This is a genomic window from Tsukamurella sp. 8F, assembly GCF_029167375.1.
In the GTDB taxonomy this organism is placed as follows: domain Bacteria; phylum Actinomycetota; class Actinomycetes; order Mycobacteriales; family Mycobacteriaceae; genus Tsukamurella.
Genome location: NZ_JARFTP010000027.1, coordinates 23,405 through 41,368, shown reverse-complemented (window position 1 = coordinate 41,368; position 17,964 = coordinate 23,405). Strand labels below are relative to the sequence as shown.

Annotated in this window: 20 protein-coding genes; 10 read left to right on the top strand and 10 right to left on the bottom strand. The window is 68.6% G+C overall.

Annotated features, from left to right (window positions below; all coding sequences use genetic code 11):
- Window positions 1-85 precede the first annotated feature (85 nt).
- The 3 genes from P0W64_RS17690 to P0W64_RS17680 all read right to left on the bottom strand — a co-directional run bounded on the left by P0W64_RS17690 (window position 86) and on the right by P0W64_RS17680 (window position 1,872).
- A complete protein-coding gene (locus tag P0W64_RS17690) occupies window positions 86-937 on the bottom strand; it encodes an AraC family transcriptional regulator (protein WP_275481483.1) in 852 nt (283 codons plus the stop codon).
- Between the two features lie 69 nt (window positions 938-1,006).
- Window positions 1,007-1,264, bottom strand: coding sequence for a hypothetical protein (locus P0W64_RS17685; RefSeq protein ID WP_275481482.1), 258 nt, complete (start codon window positions 1,262-1,264; stop codon window positions 1,007-1,009).
- Complete coding sequence (locus tag P0W64_RS17680; RefSeq protein WP_275481481.1) at window positions 1,261-1,872, bottom strand: TetR/AcrR family transcriptional regulator; 612 nt, start codon at window positions 1,870-1,872, stop codon at window positions 1,261-1,263. Before P0W64_RS17680 ends, P0W64_RS17685 begins: the two co-directional genes overlap by 4 nt.
- 60 nt (window positions 1,873-1,932) lie before the next feature.
- On the opposite strand from P0W64_RS17680, the gene P0W64_RS17675 reads away from it, so the two are divergent.
- Window positions 1,933-2,409 (top strand): DUF2867 domain-containing protein, encoded by a 477-nt coding sequence (locus tag P0W64_RS17675; RefSeq protein WP_275481480.1) that lies wholly within the window; start codon window positions 1,933-1,935, stop codon window positions 2,407-2,409.
- An 11-nt stretch (window positions 2,410-2,420) separates the two neighbouring features.
- Window positions 2,421-3,692, top strand: coding sequence for an alcohol dehydrogenase catalytic domain-containing protein (locus tag P0W64_RS17670; RefSeq protein WP_275481479.1), 1,272 nt, complete (start codon window positions 2,421-2,423; stop codon window positions 3,690-3,692).
- Between the two features lie 47 nt (window positions 3,693-3,739).
- Here P0W64_RS17670 and P0W64_RS17665 read toward each other — a convergent pair whose 3' ends face one another.
- Window positions 3,740-3,868: a hypothetical protein gene (locus P0W64_RS17665; RefSeq protein WP_275481478.1), complete on the bottom strand. Its 129-nt coding sequence runs from the start codon at window positions 3,866-3,868 to the stop codon at window positions 3,740-3,742.
- Between the two features lie 55 nt (window positions 3,869-3,923).
- On the opposite strand from P0W64_RS17665, the gene P0W64_RS17660 reads away from it, so the two are divergent.
- Both P0W64_RS17660 and P0W64_RS17655 read left to right on the top strand, forming a co-directional pair.
- Window positions 3,924-4,454: an NUDIX hydrolase gene (locus P0W64_RS17660; protein WP_275481477.1), complete on the top strand. Its 531-nt coding sequence runs from the start codon at window positions 3,924-3,926 to the stop codon at window positions 4,452-4,454.
- A 10-nt stretch (window positions 4,455-4,464) separates the two neighbouring features.
- Window positions 4,465-4,650: a hypothetical protein gene (locus tag P0W64_RS17655; RefSeq protein WP_275481476.1), complete on the top strand. Its 186-nt coding sequence runs from the start codon at window positions 4,465-4,467 to the stop codon at window positions 4,648-4,650.
- Window positions 4,651-4,674: 24 nt separating this feature from the next.
- Here the strand turns inward: P0W64_RS17655 and P0W64_RS17650 are convergent, their stop codons facing one another.
- The gene (locus P0W64_RS17650; protein WP_275481475.1) at window positions 4,675-5,004 is read right to left on the bottom strand and encodes a helix-turn-helix domain-containing protein; all 330 of its coding nucleotides are present in this window, start codon (window positions 5,002-5,004) and stop codon (window positions 4,675-4,677) included.
- 99 nt (window positions 5,005-5,103) lie between these two features.
- On the opposite strand from P0W64_RS17650, the gene P0W64_RS17645 reads away from it, so the two are divergent.
- The 4 genes from P0W64_RS17645 (at window position 5,104) to P0W64_RS17630 (ending at window position 8,552) form a co-directional block, all read left to right on the top strand.
- On the top strand, window positions 5,104-5,529 hold the full coding sequence (locus P0W64_RS17645) for a DoxX family protein (protein ID WP_275481474.1): 426 nt from the start codon (window positions 5,104-5,106) through the stop codon (window positions 5,527-5,529).
- Window positions 5,526-6,149, top strand: a complete 624-nt coding sequence (locus tag P0W64_RS17640; protein ID WP_275481473.1) for an NAD(P)H-binding protein — start codon at window positions 5,526-5,528, stop codon at window positions 6,147-6,149. Before P0W64_RS17645 ends, P0W64_RS17640 begins: the two co-directional genes overlap by 4 nt.
- A 107-nt stretch (window positions 6,150-6,256) precedes the next feature.
- The gene (locus tag P0W64_RS17635) at window positions 6,257-7,015 is read left to right on the top strand and encodes a lysophospholipid acyltransferase family protein (protein WP_275481472.1); all 759 of its coding nucleotides are present in this window, start codon (window positions 6,257-6,259) and stop codon (window positions 7,013-7,015) included.
- A 67-nt stretch (window positions 7,016-7,082) separates the two neighbouring features.
- Window positions 7,083-8,552, top strand: a complete 1,470-nt coding sequence (locus P0W64_RS17630; RefSeq protein ID WP_275481471.1) for a hypothetical protein — start codon at window positions 7,083-7,085, stop codon at window positions 8,550-8,552.
- Window positions 8,553-8,712: 160 nt separating this feature from the next.
- On the opposite strand, the gene P0W64_RS17625 is transcribed toward P0W64_RS17630, so the two are convergent.
- Window positions 8,713-9,696 carry a glutathione S-transferase C-terminal domain-containing protein gene (locus P0W64_RS17625; RefSeq protein WP_275481470.1) on the bottom strand — a complete coding sequence of 328 codons (984 nt, stop codon included), beginning with the start codon at window positions 9,694-9,696 and terminating at the stop codon, window positions 8,713-8,715.
- A gap of 36 nt (window positions 9,697-9,732) precedes the next feature.
- Between P0W64_RS17625 and P0W64_RS17620 the strand changes: the two genes are divergently transcribed.
- Window positions 9,733-10,698, top strand: a complete 966-nt coding sequence (locus P0W64_RS17620) for a phosphotransferase (protein WP_275481469.1) — start codon at window positions 9,733-9,735, stop codon at window positions 10,696-10,698.
- 91 nt (window positions 10,699-10,789) lie between these two features.
- Window positions 10,790-12,076: an aspartate aminotransferase family protein gene (locus tag P0W64_RS17615; RefSeq protein ID WP_275481468.1), complete on the top strand. Its 1,287-nt coding sequence runs from the start codon at window positions 10,790-10,792 to the stop codon at window positions 12,074-12,076.
- Here P0W64_RS17615 and P0W64_RS17610 read toward each other — a convergent pair.
- Genes P0W64_RS17610 through kdpB form a run of 4 tightly spaced genes read right to left on the bottom strand, consistent with a single transcriptional unit; the run spans window position 12,058 to window position 17,959 of the window.
- On the bottom strand, window positions 12,058-12,732 hold the full coding sequence (locus P0W64_RS17610) for a response regulator transcription factor (RefSeq protein ID WP_275481467.1): 675 nt from the start codon (window positions 12,730-12,732) through the stop codon (window positions 12,058-12,060). The two genes, P0W64_RS17615 and P0W64_RS17610, sit on opposite strands and share 19 nt — an antisense overlap.
- On the bottom strand, window positions 12,729-15,308 hold the full coding sequence (locus P0W64_RS17605; protein ID WP_275481466.1) for an ATP-binding protein: 2,580 nt from the start codon (window positions 15,306-15,308) through the stop codon (window positions 12,729-12,731). The genes P0W64_RS17610 and P0W64_RS17605 overlap by 4 nt, the downstream gene beginning before the upstream one ends.
- 27 nt (window positions 15,309-15,335) lie before the next feature.
- On the bottom strand, window positions 15,336-15,920 hold the full coding sequence (kdpC, locus tag P0W64_RS17600) for a potassium-transporting ATPase subunit KdpC (protein ID WP_275481465.1): 585 nt from the start codon (window positions 15,918-15,920) through the stop codon (window positions 15,336-15,338).
- Between the two features lie 2 nt (window positions 15,921-15,922).
- Entirely contained in the window at window positions 15,923-17,959 is a 2,037-nt protein-coding gene (gene kdpB, locus P0W64_RS17595; RefSeq protein ID WP_275481500.1) for a potassium-transporting ATPase subunit KdpB, read from the bottom strand.
- Window positions 17,960-17,964: the final 5 nt, after the last annotated feature.

The following is a 17,964-nucleotide window of genomic DNA, read 5'->3' as shown; positions in this document are numbered from 1 at the left end:
CGGACTGTATGCCGCTCAGGATGGCGTCTCGCCCGTGGCCGCGTATTGAACGATTGTTCCCGAGCCCGACCCAGTTGTCGCAGCATCAAGAAGCAGGTCGCAGCGCCTCGGCTGCGAGTTCACGCGGTGTGCACCGGGCGAAATCTCGCACATCGCGATGCAGATGCGCCTGGTCTGCGTATCCGCAGGCCACGGCTACCTCGGCCGGGTCTTCTCCGGCCTGTAGACGGCGAGCGGCCGCATCGAATCGAACGAGCATCGCCGCTCGTTTAGGGGTCACACCGATCTGAGCCGTGAATCGGGTCCACAATCGCTTCCGGCTCCACCCGCACTCGACGGCCAGTCGATCGATGCGCGTCGAACCGCCTGTCGCCAGGATTCGTGCCCAGGCGCCGCGAATCTCCGGGTCCGGCACTGCACCCGACTCCAGACGAACGGCGAGCGCCGTCTCGACGACGGCAAATCGCTCACTCCAGCTTGTCCGGCGCGCCAACTGCTCACCTAGCTGCGTCGCGTACGGACCCCACACATCCACCAAGCCGACCATATTGCCGTTCAGTTCTGACAAAGCGCCGCCCAACAGAGTGAATGCCGTGAAGGGAGGCATCCGGAGTTCGATGTGATCCACGCCGGTTCCCGTGATGCGGGTAGACGTATGAGCTAATCCGGCGACGGCGCTCCGCAGCTTCTGCCGATCGTCCACGGTGTCGAGCGTCAGGGTGTCGGCACCGAGCTCTATTCCGACGGTGACGGCCGGCAGCGGACGCGGCCGCATGTCCAGACCTCGTGCCCCGATCTGGCGGAAGCCGGTCAACGAGATGTCGAGGCGACGTTCAAGGGAACGAGCAGCACGGACCACTTCCCAACCGGGCCCCACGTCCTCGTCCGCGAAGTGACGCCGGGCCGCTGCGTCAGGCCCGTCAGAACCGCTCGTCATGCCCGTTGAACCACTCCTCTGGCTGCAGTAAGGACATCCTTAGTCTAATGCAGGGTTCGGTTCTCCAGCTCAGGCCACAGCCTTTCGCCATGGGCGTGCGGCGCCCGAACGCCACCAGCGCCACGAAGTGGGCGGGAACTCAGTCTGCGCCGCGGCGAGTCCGAACATCGGCTGCGTCATGTGCTGCATGGGCGGTGTCGTTGGATCGGCTGCGCTGTGGAGCATCGCCAGTTCCGATGTGCGACGCACGACGTCATCGCGGCCTGGCTGTGGACGCAGGTTCACGGCCGGATCGATGAGCGGGCGGGAACGTAGCGCACCGCTCATGGATCCTTGGTGAGGCCCTGCACGACGAGCCGCGTCGCGGTGGCCAGCATCTCGCCGGCTTCCGGGCTCGTTCCGGCGAGACGCTGAAGGGCGAAGCCGTCGGCCAGCGCGGTGGCGATGGCGCCCAGTACCGGGCTGGCGACATCGGATTCCATGCCGAGTGATTCGAGCCGGTCCTCGATGAGGGAGCTCATCGCGTCGATGATCCGAGCTTGGCGTTCGCGAAACGCCTGCGCCAGTTCGCTGTCCCGCTGAGCTGCCATCCAGAACTCGATGTACAGCTGCGTGAGCGCGGGCTCGGTTTCTCGCTCATGCGTCCACTGGTGTGCTGCGGCGTCGGCGGCTCCGAGAGGCGTGTCGCTGTCTGAGACCGCGGCGATGTATGCGCCTTCCCAGCCTGAGAACCGCTGATCGAACACGGACAGTAGTAGATCTCGCTTACCCGAGAAGTGGGTGTAGATGGCGCCCGTGGAGCAGTCGGCCTCCGCGGCGATCTCGGCGACCGACGCGTTGGCTCCTGTGCGCGCGAACACCCGGGCGGCGGCATCGAGCAGTCGTTTACGTGTCTCCTCGCGACGTTGAGGCTGTGTTCGGGTTGGTCGGCTCACAAGAGCCAAGATAGTAGAGATCGCTTGCATAATGAACGTTCATTATCTTAATGTCATGTCATGGAACCAACTCCCGCGTCACCGAGGCCGAGTGACGGACGGATCGCCGGCGCCGGCGAGTGCGTCGACGACTTCCGGGGAGTTCACCGACATGATCGGCCGGCAGGGGACGGACGGACCGCGGAGGAGTGGGCTCGGGACGTCTTCGAGGGGGCGTCCTTGCCGATGCGGGTGTTCTTGGTCATCGGCTGGCGCGCGGTCCTCGGTCTGAGACTCGGGGCCCGCCGCGACGGTGAGCACGTTCTCGGTTGGCGTCTGGACCGCTCCAGCGACTACCGGGTGGTGCTGCGCCAGGACTCCTGGTTGATCACGGCTGCCAATGTGGTCGAAGTCGACGATGCCTCGGTCGGTTGGACGACGTCGGTGCACTATCGGAGGCCGCTGGCGCGCCTGGTGTGGGCGCTGGTGTTGCCCGCTCACTCCCTCACGATCCCCTGGCGGTTGCGGCGCGCAGCTCGAGCGCGGCAGGGGATGTGAGGCGGCAGCTCATGGACGACCTCCCGTCGATCGACCCGGCGCTGGCCTACGGTTACCCCGTTGGGCCCCAGCACCATCCGCTCGGGCGGGTCCGTCACCTCCTCGGCGTGGCCGCCGGTGACACCGCCATCCCGGCGACCAGGATCATGCTGGAGCGGTCCGCACGGCAGCGGGCCGAGCGTCTGAAGAGCGCCGTGCGGGCGCGTCGGCGCGTTGGCCGCGGGACGATGCGGGCTCTGATCATAGGAGCGGGTGGACGCGTGGGATGGCATGACGTTCCAGCACCGCCCGCTCCCGGTCCGCTCGCCGCGCTCGTCCATCCGATCGCGGTTGCCACGTGTGACATCGACCGCCCCATGGGCCTGGGCCGGACACCCTTTCCGCTACCCATGCACTTCGGGCACGAGTGCGTCGCCGAGGTGGTCGAGGTAGGCGAGCGGGTCACCACGGTCCACCCCGGTGACCGCGTCGTCGTGCCGTTCCAGATCAGCTGCGGCACGTGCGGTCCTTGTCGCTCCGGTCTCACCTCGAATTGTGTCGACGTTCCGCCGGTCTCGATGTACGGCTTCGGGTTGGCCGGCGGGCATTGGGGCGGTGCGTACTCCGACCTGCTGACAGTGCCTTACGCCGATGGGATGCTGGTCCCGCTCCCGAACGGCGTCGACCCGGCAGCGGCGGCATCGGTCGCCGACAACGTGGTCGACGGATATCGCGCTGTGGCCCCGCATCTTCCGGATCTGCTGACGCGAGGGCCCAGCGTCGAGGTGCTGATCCTGTCCGAGATCGGGCGGCGGCCGCCGTTCAGCGCAAGCGTGGTGATGTACGCGGGTCTCATCGCCAAGGCCTTGGGCGCGGGGACCGTACATCTCGTCGACCGTCGCCCACATGTCCGTCGCCACGCGGCGGCGCTAGGCCTGCACCCGCTCACGCCACGAGAGCTTCGCAAGCTGCCCGGAGTACCGCTCGTCGTAGACAGCACCGGCACATCGGCAGGTATCGGCACCGCGATCAAGCACACCGCACCCGACGGGACCTGCGTCTCGCTTTCGTCGATCGCTCGCAGCAGCAAGCTCCCCACGGCCTTGATGTACGGACGTAACGTCACCCACCATCTCGGCCGTGCACACGCCCGCGCGAATATCCCCGCTGTGCTCGACCTCATGGCGTCGGGCGCCCTGAGGCCCGAACGCGTGACCACGCACCTCGGTTCGCTGGACCGAGCGGACACGCTGGTACGAGACCACCTCTTGGGCGAGGCCACCAAGACCATCGCTGTCGAATAGCGCAGACCCGGCGACGATGGCCGCAGGGTCCACCGGACAGCCGAACGTCACACAGTGAGGCCGAGTCCGGCCGCGAACGCGGCCTCGGTCCGGTCACCACGTCGCTCGCGCGCCATGCGGCTGACTCGGCTGCGCATGTGTCGTTGGCGGATGCCGTTCTTCGGGTGTGTCGTCATGTGCTGCAACGTCTTCGACACCGGTGCGCCACAGGCAGTCGGTATCGTGGCTGGCATGTCCGCCGTCGACGACTTCTACGCTTCGCTCGCCAGGACACGGCTCGGGGCCGGAGCATTGATCACCGATGGTGACGGGCGGGTGCTGATGGTCGAACCCACGTACAAGCAGACGTGGGAGATACCTGGCGGCGCCGTCGAGCGCGGTGAGGGTGCACCCGCTGCCTGCGTCCGCGAGGTCGGCGAAGAGCTGGGGCTGACGGACTTCGACCTGGGACGGTTGCTGGTGATCGATCACCAGCAGGATCCGCCGCCACGTGGGGACTCGGTGATGTTCGTCTACGAACTCGGCCTGCCCGACGGCGTCATGGTGCGCCTCGCCCCGGACGAGTTGCGCAGCTACGCGTACTTCCATCCCGACGAGTTGGACACCATCACCTCTGCGCGGCTCGCCGGTCGGGTTCGCATGGCGCTGGCGGCGCGATCCGAAGGCGTGCTGATCGAGTCGATCAACGGCGAACGACGCCGATCACCCGCCTTCGGCAGTGACGGCCGGTCGAACCGCTGGGCCGGGCATGGACACGAGTAACGTTGCGGGAGTGAGCGATCTCGGCACTCTGCAGCGGTGGGAGGACTCGGGCGGAACGTGGTCGGTGCTGTGGCGCGCCGCCGGTGAGGCCGAGGTCGCGCTGCGGCGCTGCGACGGTGGCGAGATCGCGGACCGGCTCCGCACCAGCGACCCCGAGGTGCTCGCGTACCTCGACGCCGCTCTGCCCGAGCCCTAGCGCGCGGACCGTAGCGCGCAGCCTCTAGTGCGCGGGCAGCGTCGGCATCGTCGACTGTACGGTCTCGACGAGTGCGCGCACCGCCTCGGCGACGACCGCGCCCTGCTCCGTCAGGTGGTAGACGGTGTGTGGCGGATTGGTGCCGGAGTCGATTCGGACCACGAGCCCGTCGTCGACGAGGTCTCGCAGTGTCTGCGCGAGCATGCGGTCGCTGATGCCCTCGATCGAGCGGCGGATCTCTGAGAAGCGGTGCGGATCCGTGGACAGGCGACCCATCACCAACGCGCCCCAACGCCCCGTGACGTGGGCGAACACCTGCCGTGAGGGGCACTCCTTGGCGAACACGTCGAACATGCTCGTCAATTTATCACTTACTTTTCATTTGCGCTTCCGCTAAGTCTGTGCTCAACTAGGAGAGTTGAAGCATCAAGCAATCGATCTCAGGAGTCCTCAGTGACCAGACTGCTCACTCACGGCCAGAACACCGCGACCACCGTCGCGCGGGTGATCATCGGCATCGTGTTCGTCGCCCACGGCTGGCAGAAGTTCAGCGACTACGGCATCGCTGCCGTCGGGGCCAGCTTCGAGAAGATGGGCGTTCCCGCCCCGCACGCGGCCGCCTGGTTCTCGGGCATCGCGGAGCTCGCGGGCGGGGTCCTACTCATCGTGGGCGTCGCGATCCCCGTGGTCGCCGTCGTGCTGATCGTCGACATGCTCGGCGCCATCTTCACCGCGCACAGCGAGCAGGGCCTCATCGGCGGGTACGAGCTGCCGCTCGCGCTGATCGCCGGACTCGTCGCCGTCGGCCTCGCGAACCAGGGGCCGCTCGCCGCCGACACGCATGTTCTGAAGCGCTTCGCGAAGGGGGACGCCCGATGAAGGTCGTGGTCTTCGGAGCTTCCGGTTACAGCGGCGGCAATATCGTCGCCGAGCTCCGCTCACGCGGCATCGACACCGTCGCCGTGTCGCGGTCCGGTGGCGATCTGGTCGGCGACGTCACGGACGCGGACTTCGTCGCGAAGGCCGTCGACGGTGCCGACGTCGTCGTCAGCGCCCTGCCCACCCGCGCCCCCGCCGGCAGCGGCCCCGAGCTGCCGACCGCCCTCGCATCCCTGGTGGCCGGAATCCGTACGACCGGCGCCCGCCTCGCCGTCGTCGGCGGCGCCGGCAGCCTGCGCGTCGGGTCGGAGGACGGCCCGCGCCTCGTCGACACCCCGTCGTTCCCCGACGAGGTCAAGCCGATCGCGCTCGAGCACGATCGCGCCCTGGACTACCTGCGCGAGCTCGAGGGGATCGACTGGTTCTACCTGAGTCCCGCGGCGTCCTACGGCTCGTTCAACCCCGGCGAGCGCACGGGCGCCTACCGCATCGGCGGTGAGGTCCTCCTCGCCGATGCCGACGGTGACTCCGAGATCTCCGGTGCCGACTACGCCGCCGCGCTCGTCGACGAGATCGTCGTCCCGCGGCACCGCAACGCTCGCTTCTCGGTCGCATACTGACCCGTCCCGCATCCGCCCGGCCCTCGTTCGTCGAGGTCCGGGCGGTTGTCGTACCCCCGTCGTAAGCTTGCCGACGAAAGGGTGGAGTGGGCGCGAAAGGGAGATATATGAAGCGCGAACCGGTTTTCGACGTTCTGACGTGGACGGTCCGGGGACTGCTCAAGGCGCAGGGACTCGACATCACGATCGACGGGACGGATCGGATTCCCGCGAGCGGCGGCGCCGTCCTGGCGGTCAACCACACCTCCTATGTCGACTTCATGGAGGTGGGGCTCGTGGCACGCAAGGCGGGGCGGTATCCGCGCTACATGATGAAGGCCGAGCTGCGGGAGAACAAGGTGGTCGGCTTCCTCATGAATCACTGCCAGGCCATCGGGGTCGATCGCTCGCACGGGTCGGAGAGCTATCACGAGGCCGTCGACTCGCTGCGGGCGGGCAACGTGGTCGTCGTCTATCCCGAGGCGACTATCAGCCGCAGCTTCGAGCTCAAGGAGTTCAAGACCGGCGCAGCGCGCATGGCCCTCGACGCGGACGTGCCGATCGTCCCGATCGCCATCTGGGGGGTGCAGCGCGTGTGGACCAAGGACATGCCGAAGAAGCTGGGGCGCAGTGGATATCCCGTGCGGATCGTCGTCGGCGAGCCCGTCCCGGCCGAGGGCGATGTCGATACTCTGACCGGCCGGATCCGGGAGAGTCTGCAGAACGCGCTCGACCGCGCCCAGGCCGAGTATCCGATGAAGCAGGGCGCGCGATGGGTGCCGCGGCGGCTCGGCGGCTCGGCGCCCACCCTCGAGGAGGCCCGTGTCCTCGAGGAGAAGGAGCTGGAGGCGCGGCGCGCGAAGAAGGCGCGCCAAGCTGGAGGCTAGCCATTCCCGGGCGGACATTGATAGCTTGACCTGGCATTCGAGAACACCCACAGCGATGAGGAGTCCGATGAGCCAGCCGCCGAACCGGCCGGGGGAACCGTCCGGCGACAACCCCGAACAGCCGCAAGACCCGTGGTCCGGACCGCCCTCCGGCGGGGTGCCGTCCTCGGACGAGACCACCGCGTTCCCACAGTCCGGGAGGCCTGGGCCCGACGGCGGCTCGCACGGCGATCTGCCGCCTCACGGGCAGGGCTTTCCACCGCCTCCGCCGGGGTCGCCGCAGGGCGGGCTACCTCCGCGCGGCCAGTCCGGGGGTGAGGGCTTTCCGCCGCCTCCGCCCGGGTCGCCGCAGGGCGGGCTGCCCCCGCAGGGTGGAGTGCCGCCTCAGGGACAGGGATATCCGCCCCCCGGACAGCCGCCGTCGTACCCGCCGCCGGGTCAGGGCTTCCCGCCCCAGGGGCAGGGTGGACACGGGCAGGGCTTCCCACCCCAGGGGCAGGGTGGACACGGTCAGGGCTTCCCACCCCAGGGCGGGGGCGAGGGCTTCCCACCGCCGTATCCGCCGCAGGGGCAGGGCTTTCCGCCGCAGGGTGGCTCGCAGGGCGGCCACGAGCCCGGTGGTTTTCAACCCGGTGGTTACGGACAGGGCGGATACGGGCAGGGTTCCTACCCGCCGCCCCCACAGGAGGGCGGCCAGGGCGGATTCCCGCCTCCAGGTGGCTTCCCTCCTCCCGGTGGCTACCCGGGTGGCGGCTTCGAGCAGCAGTTCGGCGCCGCGGACCAGGGACCGTTCAACATCGGCGACGCGTTCAGCTGGGCGTGGAACAAGTTCACCAAGAACGCCGTCGCAGTCATAGTCGCGTCGTTGATCCTGGTCGCGGCGGTCGTCGTCGTGCAGGCGATCTTCCAGTTCATCGCGATGGCGATCTCACCGTCCACCACGACGACCACGTCGACGAGCGTCGACTTCAGTTCGAGCTACGGCACGGCGGGCACGATCGTCACGATCATCGGGAGCATCGTCGCGCTGATCGTGGGTGGCGCGGTGCAGAGTGCGTACCTGGGCGGCATGTTCGACATCGCCGATGGGCGGCAGGTCGAGATCGGCTCGTTCCTCAAACCGCGTAACGTCGCTGCCGTTGTTCTCACGACGCTGCTGGTCGGCCTGCTCGCGATGATCCTGATCTATGTCCCGGTGATCGTCCTCGCGCTGTTACTGGGGGGCGTCGGGCTTGCGATCGGCCTGGTGATCGGCATCGTGCTCGCGATCATCGTCAGCGTCCTCACGACCTTCTCGATCTACTTCGCGGTGGATCGCTCGATGTCTCCGGTCGAGGCGGTCAAGGCGAGTATCGAACTGGGCCGTGCGAACTTCGGCAAGGTGCTTCTCGTGCTCATCGTCTCGTGGCTGATCAGCGTGGTCGGCCTGTGCGCATGCGGCATCGGCCTGCTCGTCGCCGTTCCCGTGTCCAGCCTGCTGTTGGTCTACACCTTCCGCAAACTCTCCGGCGGCAAGATCGCACCGCTGACCCCGTAGTTTCCGACTGGTACGAGGCGCCCCCCCCCCGGTGCGGGGGGGGGGGCGCCGTCGTCGTGGCACTCGCATCGGAGTCGGTGTCCCACAACAACGGCGGAGCGACGCCGGTCTACCAGCAGCTACCGGGCTTCACGGTGAACCTGAGCGGTGGCCGTCTGACCTACAGCGGAGCCGGAGCGGTCCCTGAGCCGAAGGGGCTGCCGCCCAAGGACTCCCGACCGTGCGGGCTCTCCCAGTTCGCCAGGTCCGGCCCCTTGGGCACGATGCCCAGCGGGTTGAGGTCGCGGTGTACCTCGTAGTAGTGCCGCTTGATGTGGTCGAAGTTCGTCGAGTCGCCGAAGCCCGGTGTCTGGTAGAGGTCACGCGCATAGGCCCACAGCACCGGCATCTCGGACAGTTTCTCCCGGTTGCACTTGAAGTGCCCGTGATAGACGGGATCGAACCGGGCAAGCGTCGTGAACAGCCGTACGTCGGCCTCGGTGATGGTGTCTCCCACCAGATATCGCTGCTCGGCGAGTCGGTCGCTCAGCCAGTCCAGCCGCGAGAACAGCTGGTCGTACGCCGCATCGTAGGCCTCCTGAGTGCCGGCGAATCCGCACCGGTAGACGCCGTTGTTGACGTCCTTGTAGACCACCTTGTTCACCGCGTCGATCTCCTCCCGGAGATCGTCGGGGTACAGCTGCGGCGCCCCGTCGCGGTGGTACTCACCCCACTCGAGCGAGAAGTCGATGGTGATCTGCGGGAAATCATTGGTGACCACGGCGCCGGACGGCACGTCCACGACCGCGGGCACGGTGATGCCCTTCTCGTAGCCGGGGATGCGCCGGAAGTATGCGTCCTGCACACGGGGGATGCCGAGCACCGGATCCACCCCACCCGGGTCGAGATCGAATGTCCACGAACGTTTGTCATGCGTCGGGCCGCAGACTCCCATCGAGATGGCGTTCTCCAGGCCGAGTAGGCGTCGGACGATGATCGTCCGTGTCGCCCACGGGCACGCGTACGAGACGACGAGCCGATACCGCCCGGGTTCGACTGGGTAGCCGTCGCTCCCGTCCCTGGTGATGCGCGATTCGATGTAGCGGGTGTCCCGCTCGTACGGCTGGTTCGGGATGGAGTACGTGCCCTGCTCGGTGTCGGCCATGATTCCAGCGTAGGTGCCTCGCGATAGTGTGTGCGCGTGATAGACGGCGATGAGGACGTCGCGGCCGAGATGCTTGCCGCCGTATGGCCCGAGGCCCGGGCGGAGTTGCTCATGCTGAGCGAGAACGCCACGTTCCGCGTGGTGGGAGGTCCGCGCCCGGCGGTGCTGCGGGTCCACCGGGCGGGGTATCAGAGCCGCGACACGGTCGGCTCCGAGCTGGACTGGCTCGCTGCGCTCGCGTCGGTGTCCGGGTTGTCGGTCGTCGAGCCGCTCGTCGTCGACGGCATCCGCATCCTGTCCACCGTGGACGGTGCCGGACGCGAGCGGCTCGGCGTGCTGTTCGCTGAACTAGACGGTGAACCCGTCGACGTGACGGGGTTCGCCGGCGGGCACTTCGGCGAGCTCGGCCGGATCGCCGCGCAGTTGCACGAGCACGTCGCCGGCTGGCGCCGCCCGCCCGGCTTCGCCCGCTTCTCGTGGGGGCTCGAAGAGACGCTCGGCGTCTCGGCGCGTTGGGGCGACTGGCGGCGCGGCCCCGGGATGACGCCGGGGCTGCGGCAGACCGTCGAACGCGCAGGCGAGCTCGTGGCACGGCGCCTGTCCGACTTCGGGACGGGGCCCGATCGGTACGGGCTCATCCACGCGGACCTGCGCGCGTCGAACCTCATGCCCGGCGCACACGGATTCACGGTGATCGATTTCGATGACTGCGGATTCGGTTGGTATCTATACGATTTCGCGGCGTCCGTGTCGTTCGTCGAGACAGATCCGGAACTGGGAGACTGGGCCCAGGCGTGGCTCGACGGGTACCGCTCGGTGCTAGCGCTGTCATCGGCGCAGGCGGAGCTGCTGCCGACTCTGGTGATGCTGCGCCGGCTGCAGCTCACCGCGTGGCTGGGCGGACACGACCACGCGGCGGAGGCCGCCGACGCCGGTTTCGCCTCGGGTACTGCAGAACTGGCGTCGCGCTACGTCGCCCTGGACGCCGGGCGGCTGTGGTGACCGAGACTGCAGGTTGAGCAGGGCGGCTGTGCGCTGGTCGCGGTCGGTGCCTCGTCGGGCCGCAGACTCCGTCATCGGTTAGCGTGGCCGGATGAGCAGCTTCTCCTCCGACGTCTCCAGGCACGTGGTGCGGTACGGCGGCACGTTCTTCCCCGAGCCGATCGACCGGGCCGAGGGCTCATACGTCTACGCCGGCGACAGGGGCTGGCTGGACTTCACGTCGGGCCAGATGAGCGCCATCCTGGGGCATTGTCACCCGGACATCGTCGCGACCGTGCGCGCCGAGATCGGGCGGTTGGACCACCTGTTCTCGGGAATGCTGTCGGAGTCGGTGGCTACCCTGGCGCGGCGTCTCGCCGAGAGTCTGCCGGATCCACTGAGCCACGTCCTGCAACTCACCACCGGCGCCGAGTCCAACGAGGCCGCGCTGCGACTGGCCAAGCTGTACACAGGGAAGCACGAGATAGTCAGCTTCTCCCAGTCGTGGCACGGCATGACCGCGGGCGCGGTGGCCGCGACCTACTCGTCGGGGCGCAGTGGCTATGGGCCCGTCGCGCCCGGCAATCTTGCGCTGCCCACTCCCAACCCGTACCGCACGCGCTTCGTCGCCGACGGGAAGCACGACTGGCAGGCCGAGCTGGACTTCGGGTTCGAGCTGATCGACGCGCAGTCGACGGGCTCGCTCGCGGCCGCCGTGGTCGAGCCGATCCTGTCCTCGGGCGGGGTCATCGACCTGCCGGTCGGCTACCTCGCCGCGCTGAAGCGCAAATGCGAGGAGCGCGGGATGCTGCTCATCGTCGACGAGGCGCAGACCGGTCTGTGGCGCACCGGCGAGCAGTACGCATTCGAGCGCGACGGCGTCGTACCCGACATCCTCACGCTGTCGAAGACGCTTGGAGCCGGCCTGCCCATTGCCGCCACGATCACCTCCGCCGAGATCGAATCCGTCTGTCACGACAGGGGATTCCTCTTCTTCACCACCCACGTGTCCGATCCGTTGGTAGCCGCGGTCGCGTGCACGGTGCTGGACGTGCTGGAGTCCGGCGTCGGCGCGGGAGTCGCCGCGAAGGGCGCGCGCCTGCGCGCCGGGCTGGACGAGTTGGTTCGTCGCCACGACGTGATCGGCGACGTCCGAGGCCGCGGTCTGATGCAGGGCATCGAGCTGGTGACCGACCGTGCCACGAAGGAGCCGGCGCACGAGATCGGCCGCGCCGTCACGGCCAGCTGCTATGAGCTCGGGCTGCACATGAACGTCGTGCAGCTTCCAGGGATGGGGTCCATCTTCCGCATCGCGCCGCCGCTCACCGCGAGCGACTCCGAGATCGACACCGGTCTGGAGATCCTCGACCGCGCCCTCGATCAGGGGACGAAGCGATAGCCCATGCCGGGTTCGGTGAGGAGGTAGCGCGGGTTCGAGGGATCGGGCTCGAGCTTCCGCCGCAGCTGGGCGAGGTAGACGCGCAGATAGTTCGTCTCGCGGTGATACGACGGCCCCCACACCTCGTGCAGGATGGTCTGCTGGGGGACCAGGCGATCGGCGTTGCGCACCAACAGTTCCACGATGCGCCACTCCGTCGGGGTAAGGCGCACGGGATCGCCACCGCGGGTCGCCGTCCGTGCCGCGAAGTCGATCTCGAACGCGTCGGTGCACACGGTGGACGGGGCGTCGTCGGCGCCGCCGCGCCGTAGCTGCGCGCGCACCCTGGCCAGGAACTCGTCCATCCCGAACGGCTTCGTGACGTAGTCGTCGGCGCCCTCGTCTAGGGCCTCGACCTTGTCATCGGAGCCGTGCCGCGCAGACAGGACCACCACGGGCGCCGAGCAGAAGCCGCGCAACCGCCGCAGGACCTCGACGCCGTCGACGTCGGGCAGACCGAGGTCCAGCACGATGACGTCGGGCGTGTGCTCCTGCGCGGCCGCAAGGGCGGAGCGCCCGTCGGCGGCCTCCTCGACCTCGTACCCTCGCGCGCGCAGATTGATTCGTAACGTGCGCCGGATTGTGGGCTCGTCGTCGACGACGAGAATCAGGGTCATATCGGCTCCCCCTCGGAGATCGGCTCGGCGGCAGGGAGATCCACCACCATCGTGAGACCTCCGCCAGGCGTGTCCTCGGCGCGCAGCGTCCCGCCCATCGCTTCCGTCAGCCCGCGCGCGACCGCCAGGCCCAGCCCGACGCCGTTGCCCGCGGGTGCGTCGCCCATGCGCTGGAACGGTGCGAACATGGTCTCCCGCTGCGCCTCCGGGACACCCGGCCCGTGATCCCGGACGCGGATCTCGACGCGGTCCGCCGCACCAGTGTGCAGCCCCGAGACAGATACCGTCACCTCGGATCCGCTGTGCCGCATCGCGTTCTCGACGAGATTGGCCAGAACCCTTTCCAGCAGTCCGGGATCGGCGACGAAGGTCGGCGCGTCGTCGGGCAGGTCCAGCACGAGTCGTTTCTCGTCGATGGTGCCGAATAGTGCGGGCAACACCTCCGCCAGGCCGACCTCCCGGGTGAGTAGTGTCAGCGAATCCGACTGCAATCGCGAGAGATCCAAGAGGTTCCCAACCAGTCCGGTGAGCCGATCCGTCGACTCCTCGATGGTCTCCAACAGCTCGGCCTTGTCCTCGTCGGACCACGCGACGTCCTCACTGCGCAGCGATGACACCGCCGCTTTGATCCCGGCCAACGGGGTGCGCAGATCGTGGGACACGGCACTGAGCAACGCAGTCCGTGCCCGGTTCCCCTCTTCCAGACGCCGCGCCTGGCGTGCGGCTTCACCGAGCGCTTCCCGGTCCAGTCGCGCCGCTGCGTGCGCCGCGAACGCGAGAAGCAGTCCGTGTTCCGACGCCGTGAGCGTCGGACCCGAGACCGCGAGGGCCACGGCCTCGGATCCGCTGGTAACGGCCTCCGCGACGTCCGTCGCATCGTTGAGGGCGACGGGAGTACCCGCTGACCGCACGGCGCGCCAGGCCTCGTCGCCGCGTTTGTAGATCGTCACGCCGCGGAGGCCGAACGTCGTGACGGCGGCGCTCAGCAGGGCGGGCAGTTCGTCCTCCGCGGCCAGCAGCGTATCGGCCAGGGACGACAGCACATCCGCCTCGGCCTGCGCCTGCCCCGCGGCCACGGTCTGGCGGGCCGCGACCGACACCACCGAGGCGACCGCGATGCCCGTGAGCACGAATACCATCAAGGCGAAGACGTTCTCGCCCGACGCGATGGTGAGCGTGTACAGAGGCGGTGCAAAGAAGTAGTTCAGCAGAACGGATCCCAGCACCGCGGACGGCACTGCGGGACGAAGCCCACCCACGAGTGCCACGCACACGGTCAGTACCAGGAACAGCATCAGCTCGGTGGGGAGCGACGCCCAGTGCCGCGTCTGCGACAGCACCCCGGTCAGCAGGAACGGGCCGAGCAGAGCGAGGAGCCAGCCCAGAAGCCTGCGGCGGCTACCCAGCGGCACGGGCTCGTCGATCGGACGCCACCGCCGGCCGCCGCGCGATGCGGACAGCTCGTGCGACACCACATGGACGTCCATATCGCCCGAGCCGCTGATCACGGCGTCCGACACCGACTTCCGCACCAGCGATGCGATCGGCCGGTGTCGCGACTGGCCGAGGACGATCCGCGCCGCGTTGACGGACTCGGCGTACCGCAGGATCGATGCCGCGACGTCCTCGCCGGTCACCGTCTGGAACACCCCGCCGAGCTCCTCGGTGAGCCGCCGCAGTCGCGCGATCGCGGCGGGGGAGGCGGACGTCAGGCCGTCGGAGCGAGTCACATACAGTGCCTTCAGTTCCCCGCCCGCGCCCTTCGCCGCCAGTCGCGCTCCGCGGCGCAGCAGAGTCTCGCCCTCGGGGCCGCCCGTCAGGGCGACGACGGTGCGATCCCGTGCGGGCCACACCTGCGCGATCCCCTGCTCGGTCCGGTACTGCTCGAGCCGCTCATCGACGCGATCGGCCAGCCACAGCAACGCGAGTTCTCGCAGGGCGGTGAGGTTCCCGACGCGGAAGTAGTGGGCCAGCGCGGCGTCGACCTTGTCCGGCGCGTACACGTTGCCGTGCGCCATGCGACGGCGCAGGGCCTCCGGCGTCATGTCCACCAGCTGAACCTGTTCGGCCCGCCGCACCACCGCATCGGGGATCGTCTCGCGCTGCCGCACACCGGTTATCGACTCCACGACGTCGATCAGTGATTCCAGGTGCTGGATGTTGACCGTGGTGATCACGGTGATGCCGGCGTCCAGGATCTCCGCCACGTCCTGCCACCGCTTCTCGTGCCGCGAGCCCGGTGCGTTGGTGTGTGCGAGCTCGTCCACGAGCGCCACCGACGGCGCCGCGGCAAGCACCGCATCGACGTCCATCTCCTCGAGAGATGCGCCCCGGTAGTCGATGGTGCGGCGCGGCACCAGGAGCAGGCCCCGTCCTTGCGCGGACGCGACCATGGCCTCGGTCTGCGGCCGCCCGTGTGTCTCGACATAACCGATCGCCACCGTGGTGCCGCGGGCGGCACGGCGTGCGCCCTCGTCGAGCATGGCGTACGTCTTGCCGACCCCCGGGGCCGCGCCGAGGTAGACCCGCAACATGCCCGGTCGTGCGGGCGATGCGGCGGGGGACGACCCGGCCATCGGGCCTCCTCTCGGTGCTGAAGTCGGTCAGTGCTGAAGTGCCAGGTTCAACTCCACCACATTCACACGGGGTCGCCCCAGATACCCGGCGACGCGCCCTGCAGTATGCGTGGCGACCAGCGATTCGACCCGCTGGACGGGCAGACTGCGCGCGTACGCGACGCGCGCGATCTGCAGTCGCGCGTACTCGGGTGAGATGTAGGGATCGAGCGCCGAGAACGATGCGGTGACGGCGTCGGCGGGCACCTGCCCCGGCGCGACCGTAAACCCCGGGACGGTGTCCTCGCGCGCGATGGCGACCCGCCGCTGCTGGATCTGCGCGACCAGCTTCGGGCTGTTCGGGCCGAGGTTGGTGCCGCCCGTGGTCAGCGTGTCGTAGTCCGACGCCGACGGGCGCCCGTGGAACCACTTCGGCCCGGAGAAGGGCTGCCCGATGAGCGACGAGCCCACGACCGCGCCCGAAGAGCGCAGCACCGAGCCGTCGGCCTCGTCCCGGAAGGCTGCGCGGCCGACGCCCCAGACCACGAGCGGGTAGGCGGCGCCCAGCACCACGGTGAGCACGAGCAGCATGCGCAGTCCCGCGATCAGCTGGCGGAAGATGTTGGTATTCATGGCTATCCGATCCCGGGTATGAGTGATACGAGGAGGTCGATGATCTTGATCCCGATGAAGGGCACGATCACGCCGCCCAGTCCGTAGATCAGCAGGTTCCGGGCGAGCAGCCTGTCGGCGGCCTCGGCTGTGTACTTGACGCCGCGCATCGCGAGCGGGATGAGCGCCACGATGACGAGCGCGTTGAAGACCACCGCGGACAGGATCGCCGAGCGCGGGCTGGAGAGCCCCATCACGTTGAGCACGTGGAGTTGCGGGGCCACCGCCATGAACATCGCGGGGATGATCGCGAAGTACTTCGCCACGTCGTTGGCGATGGAGAACGTCGTCAGTGCGCCGCGCGTGATCAGCAACTGCTTGCCGATCTGCACGATGTCGATGAGCTTCGTCGGGTCGGAGTCGAGGTCGACCATGTTGCCGGCCTCCTTCGCGGCCGACGTCCCGGTGTTCATGGCGACGCCTACGTCCGCCTGCGCGAGCGCGGGTGCGTCGTTGGTGCCGTCGCCCGTCATGGCGACGAGACGGCCGCCCTCCTGCTCCTTCCTGATCAGCTCGAGCTTGTCCTCCGGGGTGGCCTCGGCGAGGTAGTCGTCGACGCCGGCCTCGGCCGCTATCGCCTTGGCGGTCAGCGGGTTGTCGCCTGTGATCATCACGGTGCGGATCCCCATCGCGCGCAGCTGAGCGAAGCGCTCGGCCATACCCTCCTTCACGACGTCCTCGAGCTGCACGACGCCGACGGGACGTGGGGCTCCTCCGGGCGTGGCGCGGGCCACCACGAGCGGCGTGCCTCCACCCGCGGAGATCTCGTCGACGACGGCTCTTATCTCCGCGACCTCGCCGACGGCGGCCTCGCCGACCGGGACATCGCCGGCGGCGGCCTCGCCGGGTGCCACATCCGTGGCCGCCCAAGCGAGTACCGCTGTCGCCGCGCCCTTGCGGATGCGGGTGCCATCGGGCAGGTCGATGCCGGACATCCGCGTCTGGGCGGTGAATGGGACGAAAGTGCCTGCGGTGGACTCGCATACGCCGTGGCGTTCCGCGCACAGATCGACGATGGACCGGCCCTCGGGTGTTTCGTCTGCGAGTGATGCGGCGTGCGCATACACCGCCAGCTCGCCCACGGTGGTCGCACCCGCGGGACGCAGCGCCGTCGCGCGGCGGTTACCGTAGGTGATGGTTCCCGTCTTGTCGAGCAGCAGCGTCGAGACGTCACCTGCCGCCTCGACCGCGCGCCCCGACTTCGCTATCACGTTGCGCTGCACCAGTCTGTCCATACCCGCGATGCCGATCGCTGAGAGCAGCGCGCCGATCGTCGTGGGGATCAGGCATACCAGCAGGGCGACCAGGACCAGCACGTCCACCCGGCCGCCGGAGTATGCGGCCATGGGCTGCAGCGTGGCGACCGCGAGCACGAACACCAGCGTGAGTACGACGAGCAGGATGCCGAGGGCGATCTCGTTCGGCGTGCGCTGCCGATCGGCACCCTCGACCAGGCCGATCATCCTGTCGATGAACGACTTTCCAGGCTCGGTGCGGATCTCTACGACCACGGAGTCCGACAACACGCGGGTTCCGCCCGTGACGGCGCACCGGTCGCCTCCGGATTCCCTTATGACGGGTGCGGATTCGCCTGTGATAGCGGATTCGTCGACGGTCGCCATACCCTCGACGACGTCGCCGTCCCCCGGGATCACCTCCCCGGCCGCGACCAGGACGCGGTCGCCGACGTGCAGCTGCGAACCGGGAACGGTCTCGACCGTGCCGTCGGCGAGCCGCCGTCGCGCTACGGTCTCGGTCTTGGCCCGCCGCAGCGAGGAAGCCTGTGCGCGGCCGCGACCCTCGGCCACGGCTTCGGCGAGATTCGCGAACAGCACTGTGGCCCAGAGGAAGAATGTCACGCACCATGCGAATGTGGAAGGGTGCAGGACCGCGAGGACGGTCGTGTACGCGGACGACAGCCACACGACGAACACGACGGGCTGCCGGATCTGGGTGCGCGGGTCGAGCTTCGCGAGGGCGCGGGGCAGGGCCGCGCGCAGATCGG